Origin of the sequence: Rhizobium sp. Leaf384 (assembly GCF_001424065.1) — a bacterium.
GTDB lineage: Bacteria > Pseudomonadota > Alphaproteobacteria > Rhizobiales > Rhizobiaceae > Ferranicluibacter.
In genome coordinates this window covers 1-12,565 of the sequence record NZ_LMQE01000003.1, presented here as the reverse complement: position 1 = coordinate 12,565, position 12,565 = coordinate 1, and the positions used below count along the sequence as shown (strand labels likewise).

The 12,565-nt window shown below is 61.5% G+C and carries 16 protein-coding genes and 1 pseudogene; all 17 read left to right on the top strand.

What is annotated here, in order from left to right:
• Window positions 1-258: phage major capsid protein (locus tag ASG25_RS08430; protein WP_156466866.1), on the top strand; the 258-nt coding region annotated here is incomplete at its 5' end.
• Window positions 259-327: 69 nt separating this feature from the next.
• On the top strand, window positions 328-813 hold the full coding sequence (locus tag ASG25_RS08425) for a hypothetical protein (RefSeq protein ID WP_062472519.1): 486 nt from the start codon (window positions 328-330) through the stop codon (window positions 811-813).
• Between the two features lie 121 nt (window positions 814-934).
• The gene (locus tag ASG25_RS08420; protein ID WP_062472517.1) at window positions 935-1,465 is read left to right on the top strand and encodes a hypothetical protein; all 531 of its coding nucleotides are present in this window, start codon (window positions 935-937) and stop codon (window positions 1,463-1,465) included.
• On the top strand, window positions 1,465-2,118 hold the full coding sequence (locus ASG25_RS08415; protein WP_062472515.1) for a hypothetical protein: 654 nt from the start codon (window positions 1,465-1,467) through the stop codon (window positions 2,116-2,118). Before ASG25_RS08420 ends, ASG25_RS08415 begins: the two co-directional genes overlap by 1 nt.
• Complete coding sequence (locus ASG25_RS08410) at window positions 2,118-2,462, top strand: hypothetical protein (RefSeq protein WP_062472513.1); 345 nt, start codon at window positions 2,118-2,120, stop codon at window positions 2,460-2,462. Before ASG25_RS08415 ends, ASG25_RS08410 begins: the two co-directional genes overlap by 1 nt.
• 62 nt (window positions 2,463-2,524) lie before the next feature.
• Window positions 2,525-3,211, top strand: a 687-nt coding sequence (locus ASG25_RS08405) for a hypothetical protein (protein ID WP_244479348.1), incomplete at its 5' end; no start/stop codon positions are given.
• Window positions 3,212-3,628 (top strand): hypothetical protein, encoded by a 417-nt coding sequence (locus tag ASG25_RS08400; RefSeq protein ID WP_062472511.1) that lies wholly within the window; start codon window positions 3,212-3,214, stop codon window positions 3,626-3,628. It abuts the gene before it with no gap.
• A gap of 30 nt (window positions 3,629-3,658) precedes the next feature.
• On the top strand, window positions 3,659-4,591 hold the full coding sequence (locus ASG25_RS08395; RefSeq protein WP_062472509.1) for a phage tail tube protein: 933 nt from the start codon (window positions 3,659-3,661) through the stop codon (window positions 4,589-4,591).
• On the top strand, window positions 4,588-4,803 hold the full coding sequence (locus ASG25_RS08390; protein WP_062472508.1) for a hypothetical protein: 216 nt from the start codon (window positions 4,588-4,590) through the stop codon (window positions 4,801-4,803). The genes ASG25_RS08395 and ASG25_RS08390 overlap by 4 nt, the downstream gene beginning before the upstream one ends.
• A complete protein-coding gene (locus ASG25_RS08385) occupies window positions 4,790-5,137 on the top strand; it encodes a hypothetical protein (RefSeq protein ID WP_062472506.1) in 348 nt (115 codons plus the stop codon). Before ASG25_RS08390 ends, ASG25_RS08385 begins: the two co-directional genes overlap by 14 nt.
• The gene (locus ASG25_RS08380) at window positions 5,134-5,553 is read left to right on the top strand and encodes a hypothetical protein (protein WP_062472504.1); all 420 of its coding nucleotides are present in this window, start codon (window positions 5,134-5,136) and stop codon (window positions 5,551-5,553) included. Before ASG25_RS08385 ends, ASG25_RS08380 begins: the two co-directional genes overlap by 4 nt.
• 246 nt (window positions 5,554-5,799) lie before the next feature.
• Window positions 5,800-6,006 (top strand): hypothetical protein (locus tag ASG25_RS22640; protein ID WP_210168458.1); only part of this gene is annotated, 207 nt, incomplete at its 5' end.
• An 18-nt stretch (window positions 6,007-6,024) separates the two neighbouring features.
• Entirely contained in the window at window positions 6,025-10,113 is a 4,089-nt protein-coding gene (locus ASG25_RS08375) for a phage tail length tape measure family protein (RefSeq protein ID WP_062472502.1), read from the top strand.
• Window positions 10,110-10,763: a hypothetical protein gene (locus tag ASG25_RS08370; RefSeq protein ID WP_062472500.1), complete on the top strand. Its 654-nt coding sequence runs from the start codon at window positions 10,110-10,112 to the stop codon at window positions 10,761-10,763. Before ASG25_RS08375 ends, ASG25_RS08370 begins: the two co-directional genes overlap by 4 nt.
• Before the next feature lie 154 nt (window positions 10,764-10,917).
• A complete protein-coding gene (locus ASG25_RS08365) occupies window positions 10,918-11,538 on the top strand; it encodes a hypothetical protein (protein ID WP_062472498.1) in 621 nt (206 codons plus the stop codon).
• Window positions 11,535-11,963, top strand: a complete 429-nt coding sequence (locus ASG25_RS08360) for a hypothetical protein (RefSeq protein ID WP_062472496.1) — start codon at window positions 11,535-11,537, stop codon at window positions 11,961-11,963. Before ASG25_RS08365 ends, ASG25_RS08360 begins: the two co-directional genes overlap by 4 nt.
• A 3-nt stretch (window positions 11,964-11,966) precedes the next feature.
• Window positions 11,967-12,565: pseudogene (locus ASG25_RS08355) on the top strand (hypothetical protein); the annotation flags it as partial.

The window sequence follows — 12,565 nt, the reverse complement described above, 5'->3', positions numbered from 1 at the left end:
CCGATCATCCCCGTCGAGTACGCCGCAACGCTCGGCACGGCTGGCGACATCATGCTGGTCGACCTGTCGCAGTATCTGGCGATCGACAAGGGCCCGACACAGTTCGCGTCGTCGATCCATGTCCGCTTCATCTACGACGAGACGTGCTTCCGCTTCGTCTACCGGTTCAATGGCCAGCCCATCTGGTCCAACCCGATGACGCCCTACAAGGGGACGGCCACGCAAAGCCCGTTCATCACGCTCGAAACACGCGCGTAACGAGCCGAACCGAACCGGGGCTTTGGCCCCGGCCTTTGCCTCATCAGACTCACACAGGAGATCAACGGAATGACCAAGTTCACATTTCCCCAGCAGATGAAGCTGGTCGAAGCCCTGCCGCCAGCTGCCGATGCCGCTGGCCGCTCCTCGGATATCGTCAGCCTCAAGAATGCCGGCAAGGCATACGTGAAGGTCCACCTTGCGCAGGGCAATGCCGCGACGGTTGCCCTTGCCATCATGCAGGCGACAGATGTTGCTGGTACCGGCGCCAAGCCCCTCGCCAATGCCGTACCGATCTGGGCAAACCTCGATACCTCGCTGACCGATACGCTCATTCGGCGCAGCGATGCGGTGAGCTACACCACGGATGCGGCGGTGAAGAACAAGCAGGTCATCTTCGAGGTCGACCCTGCACAGCTCGACCTCGCCAATGGTTTCGACTGCATCTACCTGACCACGGGCGCCTCGAATGCCGCGAACATCACTCAGGCGGAGTTCATCCTGGTGGATCTGCGGTATCAGCAGTCCACGCCGCCCTCTGCCATCATCAACTGATCGCTGAAGCTCCGCCGCTCGCCGGCGGTGCCTTGCTCCAGCAGAAGGATCTCCCATGTTCGTTGATCGCTGAAGCTCCGCCGCTCGCCGGCGGTGCCTTGCTCCAGCAGAAGGATCTCCCATGTTCGTTCGCCAACTGATCGGCCGCGAAGCCGGCAATATCATTACCCTCCCGTATGTCGCCGCGACGTCCAGCCTCGCCATGGGCACCTGCGCCCCGGTCACGGACGAGGAGATTGCGGAAGCCGGCCTCATCGAGGTCAAAGAGTTCCGGCATCCGTCGCCGGAAGAGATGCCGCGAGGATTGCGCGCGGTACCGTCTCTTGGCGGCGGCTTTGATGTCGTCGACGATGGCGGCGTTATCCTCAACGAGGGTTTCCTTCCGAACCTTCCGGCGGCCAGATCCTTTGCAACCGATCTCATTGCGTCGCAAAGCACAACGGCTGCACTCGACGTCGAGGCCGACGTCGAAACCGATGTCGTTTCGCCCCCGCCGATCGACTTCGATAAACTGACGCGCAAGGAACTTGAGGCTCTTGCGGCTGATCGCGGCGTCGACGTGTCTGGCGCACGCACCAAAGACGACGTTATTGCTGCACTTCAAGCTGCTAACCAGGCTGCGCATCAGGCCACCTCCGAGGCGCAGGCCTGATGCGGGGCATCCTGCGGATCGTCACGCCAGCGGCAGATCTGGCGCTGCTGACACCGGACGAGAGACGGGCTGCAGCAGGCCTGCGCTCCGTGGACACTTCGCAGGATCCGATGCTCGAGGCGATGGATCGACGTGTCGCTGCGGCAATCTGCGCAGAATGCAATGTCGCCATTGCGGCGGGGGCTGTGCCGACGCTTCTTCAGGAAACGTTGGAAGAAACATTCCGTGGCGTTCGCGGTGAGGACCTTCTGCTTGCGCGCCGTCATGAGGTGGAAATCGTCTCGCTCAATATCGGCGGATCGATGCTGACCGGGACCGATCATTACGTTGATCCAGAGGTCGGGATCCTGCGCCGGCTGTACGACGACCAGATCGTGACTTGGGGGGCGGGGAAGATTGTCGTCACCTACAAGGCAGGCTTCCAAGAGATTCCGGCCGACCTGAAGATGGCGGCGCTCGACTTCTTCCGCTTCGCCTGGCTGGAACGCGAGCGCGATCCTTCGCTGAAGAGCGAGGAGATCGATGTTCCCGATGTGATGCGCACAAAGCGCGATTATTGGGTCGGTGCCATTCCCGGCCGCTCCGGTGAAGCCGCTGTTCCGCCTGTCGTGGCAGGTCAGCTCATCCGATACCGCAACCTTTTGGGGCCGTGATGTTCAAGGCTGAGGAAGCTATCGCCGAGCTGGACAAAGCGCTGGCGGTGAGCGGGGAAGTCATCTCGCTTTATCGCTACGAGGGAAATGTCTCGCCTCGGGTCAAGGCGCACGAAGTCACGGTCAACGCTTTTGTGCGCCCGGTGAAGAACGACGAGCTCGTTGGCGACATTAAGCTCACCGATCTCATGGTGATCATCAGCCCATCCGGCTTGGGTGGGCTTGCTCCGCTGAGGAAGAGCGACAAGGTCGTTGTTGACGGACGGGAACTGAACATCGAGATCCCGAAGCCGATACGGATGCAAAGTGTGCTCGTGCGCTATACGCTTTTGGCGCGCGGCTGATGGCCAACTTCGATGCGTTCGACCGCGAACTCCAGCTTGCGACAGTGGATCTTGAGCCTGANTGTGCTCGTGCGCTATACGCTTTTGGCGCGCGGCTGATGGCCAACTTCGATGCGTTCGACCGCGAACTCCAGCTTGCGACAGTGGATCTTGAGCCTGAGCAGATCAGCAAGGCGCTCGCCGTCTTTGCTCGCCAGGAGCTGCAGAAAGCCCAGAGTGCAGGCGCCAGCCGGGTCTATGATCTCTACGTAAACGGCCGTGCGGCATCTTCCGAGGATGAGGTCGTCGCGCCTGGCCCGATTATCTACGAATTTGCGTTCTGGGAGCCGGTCATCACCTTCGTGCTTGATCGTCTTCGCCAACGTGCGCCAGCCCGATCTGGGCGCTTCAGGGCATCGTTCATCGTCCTGGCGGATCAAGTGCCGGTGACGAACTTCGACACGATCAGCGGCCGGGCTGAGGTCGTGATCACGAACTTTCAGCCGTACGTCCGCAAGGCCGAGACCGGGCAGTTGAGCACCAAGCGCAATGCCATCTTCGACGGGGCAAAGCGCGACGCTGCACGGCGGTTCGGCAACGAGGGTCGGAATACACCTGCCGCCTTCCATTTCGAGACGAAGTGGCTCGACATCCGTTCGGGCGTCCATCCGCAAATGCCATATGTCCTCAAGCGCGGGGGCACCCGCAAAGACCGGCAGAAGGGCATGCCGATCACCTATCCCTCTGTCGTCATGAACATGGTGTTCTGAATGTCCAGCCTCAACGCTTACAACCTCATCATGACCCGTCTGGCTGAGTGGGTAGAGACGCCGGTTTCCGAAGAGAATGATGGCTTCAGTACACCCGATGTTCCCGCGCCCTTCGTTTATGTCGAGGTTGTCGGCGACCTGCTCGAACAGCAAACCGTTGGCGCACCTGGCAACAATCTTTGGCTCGAGTCCGGTGTTGTCTACCTGCATGTGATGACGCCGAATGGAGCCGGCAGCCGGGACGCTCGGGGCATTGCCGAACGCCTGACCATGCTCTTCCGGGAGCGCCCGCTCGAAGACCTCCATCCCCGACAGATGTCGATCGGCGCCGGTGATCCCGGCCGTTCCTTCGGCGGCTACTACGCCATGACAGCCACGATCACGTGGGACCGTCAGGATTACACCACCAACCCATAACGCCTGCGGGCCATATCTGGAGAACTAGCCATGACAGTTGCCGAAGGGTCGCAGACGCGGCTTGCCTATCTCGTGGAAACCGCCATCGGCGTCATTCCCGCCACGCCTTCGTGGAAGTCGCTGCGCTACACGAGCGAAAGCATCACGCTCGAAAAGCAGACGGCCATTCCGGACGAGATCCGGGACGATCGCAACGTCTCTGACATCGTCGATGTTGGCCGCTCCGTCACGGGTCCGATTAACGGCGTTCTGAGCTACGGCACCTATGACGATCTCTTCGCCGCGCTGTTCTGCTCGGACTGGACCGGCGACGTCCTGAAGAACGGGCGCACGCCAAAGACTCTCGCTTTCGAGAAGACGTTCGAGCAGGGTGCGGCCGATGCCTACACGCGTTATCGCGGCTGCCGGATCAATACCCTCGACCTGCAGCTGAACGCAAAGCAGTTCATCACCGCGAACTTCGGCGTGATGGGTCTCGGTTCGCCGGCGCCTGCCACGGCCATCATCGCCGGCGCCACCTACGCCGCTGCGTCGACCACGCCCGTCCTGAACGCAGCGCTCAATATCGGCACGTTGACGATGGGCGGCGTTGCGGCATCTCCGAAGCTGCAGGCTGCATCGATCCGGATCAACAACAACATCTATGCGAACGAAGTCTTGGGGCAGTACGAGACGTACAGCCATGGTCTCGGCCGCTTCGACGTTTCCGGCTCGGTCACGGCGCTGTTCGAGAACCTCGATCTCTACAATGCGATCCTGAACCATGACGACCTGTCGCTGGCGCTCACAGTCGGCGCGGCGACGGGCGCGAAATACACCCTCGCAATCCCGAAGATGAAGGGCATGAGCGGCGGGCCAATGGTTCGCGGCAACAATCAGTCGGTTATCATCGAAATGCCTTTCCAGGCGAAGTTCGATCCGACGTCCGCCGCATCGATGGTGCTGACGAGGGCTGTGGCATGACCAAGAAGCTTGATGAGAAGCTCGTCACCTTCACGCCGTCCGAGACCTTCGACGGCTACCCGGACGAGAAGACAAAAACCCGCTTTACCGCAGGCGTCGAAAGCGTACCGGTGCCCGAAACCTATGCGCAGCTGATGCGAGACAAGGGGCTGGTCGCCCCGCGCACGCAGCTCCGCGAACCGAAAGAGGACGCGATCAATGAACAGGCGTAGCTTTCTGAAAGCCGCGCCAGCCGTTGTTGCTCTGCCGGCGGTTGCCTTTGCCAGCGTCACGGCTCCCGAAGGTTTCCACCGCATATCCGTTGAGGAAGGTGATCCCGGCTACATCCCCTACGGAATGCTGCGCGGAGACAGGAAGAAAGTCAGCATCTTTCTGAATGGGCAGAAGGAGCCGGCAGTCATTACAGCCGACGCTCGTGAGGGCTGGATCAAAAAGCATATTCGCACGCCGGACGGCAACTACGCTCACGCGCGCGGCGAGCTTCTGACGGAGGTCGTCCACGGCGCCGTCGTCATTGAAATTTCGAACAAGGACACAGTGAAATGACCGTCAAGCTCGCATCGCTCAAGGCCGACTTGACCCGCGAAGAGAAGGGTGACTGGATCGAGTTTCCCGACTGGCCCGGTGTCGAGTTCAACGTCTCGTCCCTCCATCTGCCGGCATACCGGACACAACGTGAGTTGCTGATGCAGCGGCTCGGCCGGAAGTACAAGAAAAAGCCGGTACCGCCGAACGTCATGCTCGTCGAGCTGGGCAAACTCTACCACGAGCATCTGCTCCACGGCTGGCGCGGTCTCGACGTTGCCTATGATGCAGCGACGGCGGCCGAAATCATGACCAACCCCGAATATCGGAACGTCATCTCGGCGGTGGAATGGTGCGCCGCAGCTGTCAGTGAGATCGAGGTCGAGTACGACGAGGAAGAAGCGGGAAACTCCGAGCAGCCTTCCGAAGCCGCCTAGAGCGTTCGGGGGCTGCAAAACACCAGTCGTGGATCGATGAAATCGCCGAAGCCTATCCCGACGAGGATTGGCTGACAGCTGACGAGGACGCCGGGGACGAGGACTTTGAGCCTCGCCCCTGGCACGAGTTCTACTTTCGTGCCTTCGATGCCATCCGGTTTGACCGGCAATACGGCGCGATGGGTGGCGAAAGCCCGATCTCGTACATGGTGATGAGCCAGTATGCGCGGGACCACGGCCTGACGNGATGCCATCCGGTTTGACCGGCAATACGGCGCGATGGGTGGCGAAAGCCCGATCTCGTACATGGTGATGAGCCAGTATGCGCGGGACCACGGCCTGACGCTCGATGAGTTCGAGCACTTCCGGCGCTTCATGGGCCTGCTCGACAGCGTCCATCTGGAAACAGAAGCGCTGAAGGCAAAGCAGAAAATAGCAGCTCCAGCGAGCTGACGTCCTCCGAGGTAGATCATGGCCATGGAACTTCGTTCGCTGCGCGTCGCGGCGGATCTCGATGCGAACGGATACGCCGCCGGCGCAAACCGCAAGGTTGCCGCCGACCGGGCCATGTCGGAGTCTGGCCGGCAGGCTGCGCAGGCCATGGAAGCTGTCGGGACAACAGCCGCCTCGACCAACACGAAGATCTCGTCGGCGGCCGACGGGATCGAGCGGATCAAGCGCCAGTTCGTGACCGGCTATGCCGCCCAGGCAGACTTTGATCGCGGATTGAAAACTGTGGGCGCCGGCCTCGACAAAGGACGTCTGTCTGCCGAGCAAGCCTCGGTCGCGGTGGAAAACCTGTCGCGGAAATACGGCGTGGCGGCCGACGCATCGCATTCTGTTGCAAAGGGCAATGCTGCGCTGTCGCAGGCGATCGCCGAAGCCAACGGTCGGATCACCGCTCAGAGTGCTGCTGTCGACGACCTCGCGCAATCCTATCAGCGCATGGCAGCCGAAGCACGTCTCGCGCAGGCGGCGGAACAGGCGGCATCGCAGGCGCAGGCCAGCATCAACCGGACGCTCGGCGTGGGCGCTGCTGCGGGCAGTCGAGCATCAGACAGCGCATCTGTCTTTGCCGAAGAGCTTGCGCGTCGGGAAGAAATGGAGCGTCTTCGCGCCACACAGACGGGGAGCGCATTTGCCAGCGACTTGAACGCCCGCCTTGGCGTCAATGGCAACGGCACGTCCGCGCGCGGCTCGGCTGCCGTGTTCGAGGAGGCTGCACGTGAGGCAGATCGGTTTGCCCAAAAGGCAACAGCGCTGCGGGCACAACTCGACCCGGTTGGCGCGTCTCAGGCGCGGCTAAACAGCGAGTTGGCGGAATATGCCATGCTTGCCGATCGTGCCGAGATCAGCACGACGGAACTGGCTCAAGCGCAGACCATGGCTCGGGCTCGCCACGAGCAATATGTGGCCAGCCTCGATCGCAATCCTGTGAATGACAACAAGCCCAACCATACCGCAACGAACGCGATGTTCCAGTTTCAGGATATCGCGATGACCGCAGCCGGCGGAATGAGCCCTGCCATGATCGGCCTTCAGCAAGGTTCGCAGCTTGCCGGAGGCTTTGCCGGCATGGGCATGAAAGAGGCCATCACGACGACAGGTGCCGCCCTTGTCAGCCTTGTCAGTCCTCTGTCGATCGCCACGATCGGACTGACGGCCGGCGCTGCGGCGGCCATCCAGTTCGGTATCGGTCTGGCAACCTCTGAGGAGGATGCAAAGAAGCTCGACACTGTCTTGCAGAACCATGGGAACGTGCTGAAGGCACTGGAGGAGCGGTATGGCTCCCTGATTGCGAAAGCCAAGGGCTTCTCGATGCAGGGCGTCAATGCGCTTAACTTCCAGGCGGGCGCTGATATCCGTGGCCTTCGAAACTCGACCAAGGTCACCGGCGACGAGTTCTTCGATGAAGTCGGCACACTGACGCGTGGCGGTTACGTTGCAAAGAGCGAGATGTTTGGCCAGAACTTCTCGGCCTTCAATGATGCAATCACGAAACTGCGTAACGGCGTGAAAGCTGGAAAGCCCGACTTCGAGGCATTCTACGACAGCCTCTACAAGACGGCTGCCCTTAAGCCGGAATATGCAAAGCAGGCCGACGAGATCGCAAAGCTGGTTGCACCGTTACAGGCAGCGGCGCAGGCCTTGGCGGAAATGGAGCGGGCCCAGCGAGCGTTGCAGAACGCTGGCAGCCGAAACTATGGTGATGTCGGAGCCGCTTTTGCTGCAGACCAGGCGTTTCGCCAGCTCTCGATGCAGCGCTCGGCAGAACTTGAGGCAGCGGAGATGCGCGCTCGAACACCTGCCGAGCACGCGGCCGTCGCCCGCCAGCGAGAAGAAAACACTTACAATCCTATCGAGTCCGTCCCGACCCGGACCATGCGAATCCAGCTTGCGGAGACGCAGGCGCTCACGCGTGCCGAGTATGAGTTGAAGGAAGCGCAGAGCCAGCGCATCCGTCAGTATGATGCAGACATGGCCGCCATGCGCGCGAAGTCTCCAGCCGACAAGGAAGCGGCCGCCCGAGCGCAGGCCGCTGTCCAGATCGTCGATGGTGAGGACGCGGCGGCGCGACAGTCGCGGGTCGCCATGGCAGGCACGCAAGCTCGTGTCCAGGCCGAGTATCAGCTTTCCGAGGCGCAACAGGAGCGTGTCCGCTCTCTGCAGGAGGGCATTCGCCAGCAGGAGATGGAGATCGCTGTCATCGGGCAGACGGTTGGCAAGACGGCTGAATTGCAGACGCAATATTCGCTTCTGTCTCAGCTCCGGTCTGAGGCGGCTCGCAACGGCATCACGTCGGAGGCCGAGTTCCAGCGCGTGTTCGGTCAGGAGGTCGAGCTGATCAACCAGGCGGCCGCCGCGCATGGCCGCCTTGCGGAAGCGCGTGCGCGTGCGCAGCTGTCAAACGATCTGCAGTTCGAGCGTGACCAGCTTTACCGATCTTCGGAAGATCAGCAGATTGCATCTCGTCAGCGCGGCGCCGGGTTGTCCGTAGACCTGTCGTCGCAAGAAGCTCTGATGATGCGCCAGAACATGCAGATCGCTGCGCTGCGCGACGGCATCACCGGCTTTTTCACCGATTTTCGCGACGGGCTTGAGCAGGGTGACAGCATCGGCGAGGCGTTCGGGAATGCGCTGTTGAACGGCCTGATGAAGGTGACGAACTGGATCACCGACAGTCTGATCGACAGCTTCGTGTCGAGCATCATCGGCAAGCCCGGTAGCGGATCGACGGCAGGCACCGGGATCTTCAGCCTGATTGGCACGGCCGCGCCTGTTGCTGGTGCAGCCGCGTCGACCGCGTCGGCCGGCGCCGGGATTGCGAATACGGTTGCTGCGGCTGCAAACGACAATGCAGTCCGGAGCGCAGCGGGATCGGCTCTCAGCTTCGTCGGCAACTACAAGAGTGGCGTCGATGCGAAACTGACGGACATCCTGAACACGGCTGCGCAGCGCTTCCCGGGCTTCAAGGTCGACGCGATGTCGGGCTTCCGGCCTGGTGATCCGCGCTTTCATGGGCAGGGGCTGGCGACAGACGTCAAGATCACCGACCTCGCTTCAGGCAAGATGCTCGGCAATTATCAGGATGCGTCGAGCTTCCGGACCTATGAGCAGTTCGCGCAGACAGCCCGTGGCGTACAGATGGAGAAGTATCCGGAACTCGCGCAGGATTTGCGCTGGGGCGGTTATTTCAGCGGCGGCAAGGGCAAGTATGGCGCCGCGGATACCATGCATTTCGACCTTGCCGGCAGGCGCGTCGGCATGGGCGGCGGGTCGTGGGAAGGTGGCCTCAACTCCTCCCAGCGCGCATTGTGGCCGGGTGCTCAGAGCGAGGGCATGGATACGGCGACAGCTGCCGTCAACAAGCTGGCCGCTGGTAGCCAGAATGCTGCGCAAAGCGCCGGCGGCCTTGCGTCTGCAAACAATGTTGCAGCTGAGGGAATGACCAACCTCGGCGGTGGCCTGTCCAAATTCGGCCAAGCCTTGGCAGCCGCTCAATCTGGCGGGGGAGGACTGTTGAGCGCGTTGACGTCGCTTACGGGCATCGGGCAGAGCATTTTCAACAGTTCAGCCCAGTTCAGCGGAGCAATCAGTGGCGGCGTCTGGACTGGCATCTCGGGAGGCGGTTTCGGTCTATACGCCGATGGCGGCTTCACAGGGCATGGTGGACGCAATCAGCCAGCCGGCGTCGTCCATAAAGGCGAGATCGTCTGGTCGCAGAGTGACATCGCGCGCGCTGGCGGCATTGGTGCCGTCGAAGGCATGCGCTTGGGATGGCGTGGTTATGCCGACGGCGGGCTTGTGGCTGGTCCTCATCGCCGATCGACGATCAGGCAGGCCGCGAACAATCATGGCGGGAGCGGGTCGAGCGGGCGGATCAAGGTCGACGTAGGCGTCTCGGTTGATGACCAGGGGAACCTTAAGGCCTACGTCAAGAACGTCGCGCAGGAGGAAGGCCAGCGGGCAGCAAGCGAGGCGGTCGACGAGAACAACCGGCATATTCCGTACATGATCGAAGAACATGGCCGCAACCCGCGCAAGAGGATGGCAGGATGACGGTCACCTATCCGTACTCCCTCGCCACCTTCGCCGATCAGCTGGCGATTTCCACCGTCGTCTGGGACATCCAGCGGAATGACGAGAACTCAGGCGGCGGCGACGGCCGCCTGTGGCAGGCCGAGCTTTCCAGCCCGCTCTGGATCGGGACGGTCGAGCTGATCATGATGCCGAACAACCGGGCAAAGCAGATCGCCGCATTGATCCGCAAGCTCCATGGAATTCAGGAGAGTTTCTACCTCGGCGACCCGCTTTCCCTGTATCCGCAGAGCGATCCGACGGGCTCGGTCCTCGGCGCGTCGACGGTCACGATCGCATCGATCTCGAGCGACCGTTCGGCGATCGCCTTCTCGGGACTGCCGGCCGGATATGTCTTGACGCTGGGCGACAAGTTCACGGTCCTCTATGGCAGCAATCCGCAGCGCGTAGGCTTCTTCGAGATATCCGAGACCGCGACAGCGAACGGAAGCGGCAACACGGGGCAGATTGGCGTCTTCCCGTATGTCCAGAGCGGGATCTCGGCTGGCCAGGCCGTCAGGCTCGCCAAGCCCTACTGCAAGTGCGTGATCATGCCCGGCTCGCACAATCCCGGAAGTGCCCGCAAGCTCCATACCGAGGGCGCGGGCTTCAAGGTGATCCAGAAGAAATGAGAAACGTCGATCCTGCTTTCTACACGGCGCTGGTCAACCAGCCCGCCCACCCGCCAGCGCATCCCCGGTAACATCNCATGCCCGGCTCGCACAATCCCGGAAGTGCCCGCAAGCTCCATACCGAGGGCGCGGGCTTCAAGGTGATCCAGAAGAAATGAGAAACGTCGATCCTGCTTTCTACACGGCGCTGGTCAATGCGCGTGAGCGCGGAATTGTGCCTCGCAAACTGGTGAGCATCATCGGCACGCTTCTGACCAGCATGACGCCGAAGATCGTCAGCTTCTGGTCGGAGAACGACGACGAGTCGATCACGGTCACGAGCGGACTGACCGGGCTGACGGAAACACGGCTCTTCTACGGTGGCGTGGGCCTCGATGTCGGGCCGATACCGCGCGTGACCGATCTTACGGTCCAGACGGTCACTGTCAGCGCAAGCCAAATCGCGCCCGCTATTCAGGAGGCCGTGCGCGGCATGAACATCCGGCTTGCGAAGGTCGAGATATGGGACGCTCTGCTTGATCCTGGCTCGCGCCTTCTGGCCGCTGCGCCCGCTCTCGTCTGGATCGGCGAGGTCGACGGATCTCCGATCGAGACGCCGGGCGTCGGCGGTCAGGGAAGCGTCAAGATCAAGACGAATTCGGACGCGATCTCGATGCTCACCCGCAAGAACCCGGCCAAGTCTTCCGCGGAAGAACAGAAGAAACGGCAAGACGATGATTTTGGCAAATACGCCGGCGCCGTCAAAAACTGGAAGCCGAACTGGGGGCAGAAATGATCGAGCTGAAGCGCCTCCCGCTATGGGTTGGGCCGTTCAATGACGTTCTCGACGAGATGCGTCGCACGCCCTTCGACTGGAAGACAAACGACTGCGCCTGCAAGTTCGCCGGACGCATCGTCGAGGTGCTTACGGGCGAGAACATCTATGCCGAGTTCGATGGCGCCTATGATGATGCGGAGTCGGCTTATCGCGTCATGCGCGGCGCTGGTTTCAAGGATCTTGCGGACATGGTGGCGGCCTACCTGCCGGAATACGGTCATCCATCCGAAGCGCAGATCGGCGACATCATGGCCATCCCGACCGCTTCGGCATTCGTGCATGGGCTCGGTGTGCTCAATGGCGAGCGGATCTTCACGCTCGGCGAGTCCGGCATCAATCACATTGACCGATCGGCCGCCACGCGCGCCTTCCGGGTTGGATAGACCATGAACTTCATCATTCTGTTTTTGACCGCCGCATGGTTCGTGCTGGCGCCGGCGGAGCCTGCGCATGCGGAGCCCATCAGCGGACTGATCGCGGCGATATCCACCGCGGTTGCCAGCGCCAGCGCTCTGACGAAGATCATCCTTGGCATCGCTTTCAACCTTGCCTCTTCCCTGTTGCAGAAGGCGTTGGCGAAAACGCCTCAGCAGAAGCCGATCGGCGTCAAGCTCGACATCGAGATCGGCGACGACACCCCGGTTGCAACCGTGGTTGGGTACTACGCGACCTCCGGAAAGCGGAAGTATGTTCAAACGTGGGGGGATTTCCGCAAAACGCCGAACGCAAACCTCACGCAGGTGATCGAGCTCGGCAACCTGCCGATGTCGAAGACGGGCATTCAGGATCTTGTTCTCTGGGTCGACGATCAGAAAGCCGAGATCCTGTTCAACGAGACACCCGACGAGAACGGCTATCCGATCAAGCAGTTTCGAGACGATGACGACAGAGGCGGCGACGTCGGTAGCGGCATCGACGATTACGCCTGGATCAAGTTCTACAATGGCTCGCAGACCACGGCAGATCCGTTTCTGCTGGAGCACTT

What these genes read in the sequence shown, in the direction of transcription:
- ASG25_RS08425 (WP_062472519.1), top strand. Translation starts at nt 328, where the DNA reads ATGACCAAGTTCACATTTCCCCAGCAGATGAAGCTGGTCGAAGCCCTG.
- ASG25_RS08420 (WP_062472517.1), top strand. Translation starts at nt 935, where the DNA reads ATGTTCGTTCGCCAACTGATCGGCCGCGAAGCCGGCAATATCATTACC.
- ASG25_RS08415 (WP_062472515.1), top strand. Translation starts at nt 1,465, where the DNA reads ATGCGGGGCATCCTGCGGATCGTCACGCCAGCGGCAGATCTGGCGCTG.
- ASG25_RS08410 (WP_062472513.1), top strand. Translation starts at nt 2,118, where the DNA reads ATGTTCAAGGCTGAGGAAGCTATCGCCGAGCTGGACAAAGCGCTGGCG.
- ASG25_RS08400 (WP_062472511.1), top strand. Translation starts at nt 3,212, where the DNA reads ATGTCCAGCCTCAACGCTTACAACCTCATCATGACCCGTCTGGCTGAG.
- ASG25_RS08395 (WP_062472509.1), top strand. Translation starts at nt 3,659, where the DNA reads ATGACAGTTGCCGAAGGGTCGCAGACGCGGCTTGCCTATCTCGTGGAA.
- ASG25_RS08390 (WP_062472508.1), top strand. Translation starts at nt 4,588, where the DNA reads ATGACCAAGAAGCTTGATGAGAAGCTCGTCACCTTCACGCCGTCCGAG.
- ASG25_RS08385 (WP_062472506.1), top strand. Translation starts at nt 4,790, where the DNA reads ATGAACAGGCGTAGCTTTCTGAAAGCCGCGCCAGCCGTTGTTGCTCTG.
- ASG25_RS08380 (WP_062472504.1), top strand. Translation starts at nt 5,134, where the DNA reads ATGACCGTCAAGCTCGCATCGCTCAAGGCCGACTTGACCCGCGAAGAG.
- ASG25_RS08375 (WP_062472502.1), top strand. Translation starts at nt 6,025, where the DNA reads ATGGCCATGGAACTTCGTTCGCTGCGCGTCGCGGCGGATCTCGATGCG.
- ASG25_RS08370 (WP_062472500.1), top strand. Translation starts at nt 10,110, where the DNA reads ATGACGGTCACCTATCCGTACTCCCTCGCCACCTTCGCCGATCAGCTG.
- ASG25_RS08365 (WP_062472498.1), top strand. Translation starts at nt 10,918, where the DNA reads ATGAGAAACGTCGATCCTGCTTTCTACACGGCGCTGGTCAATGCGCGT.
- ASG25_RS08360 (WP_062472496.1), top strand. Translation starts at nt 11,535, where the DNA reads ATGATCGAGCTGAAGCGCCTCCCGCTATGGGTTGGGCCGTTCAATGAC.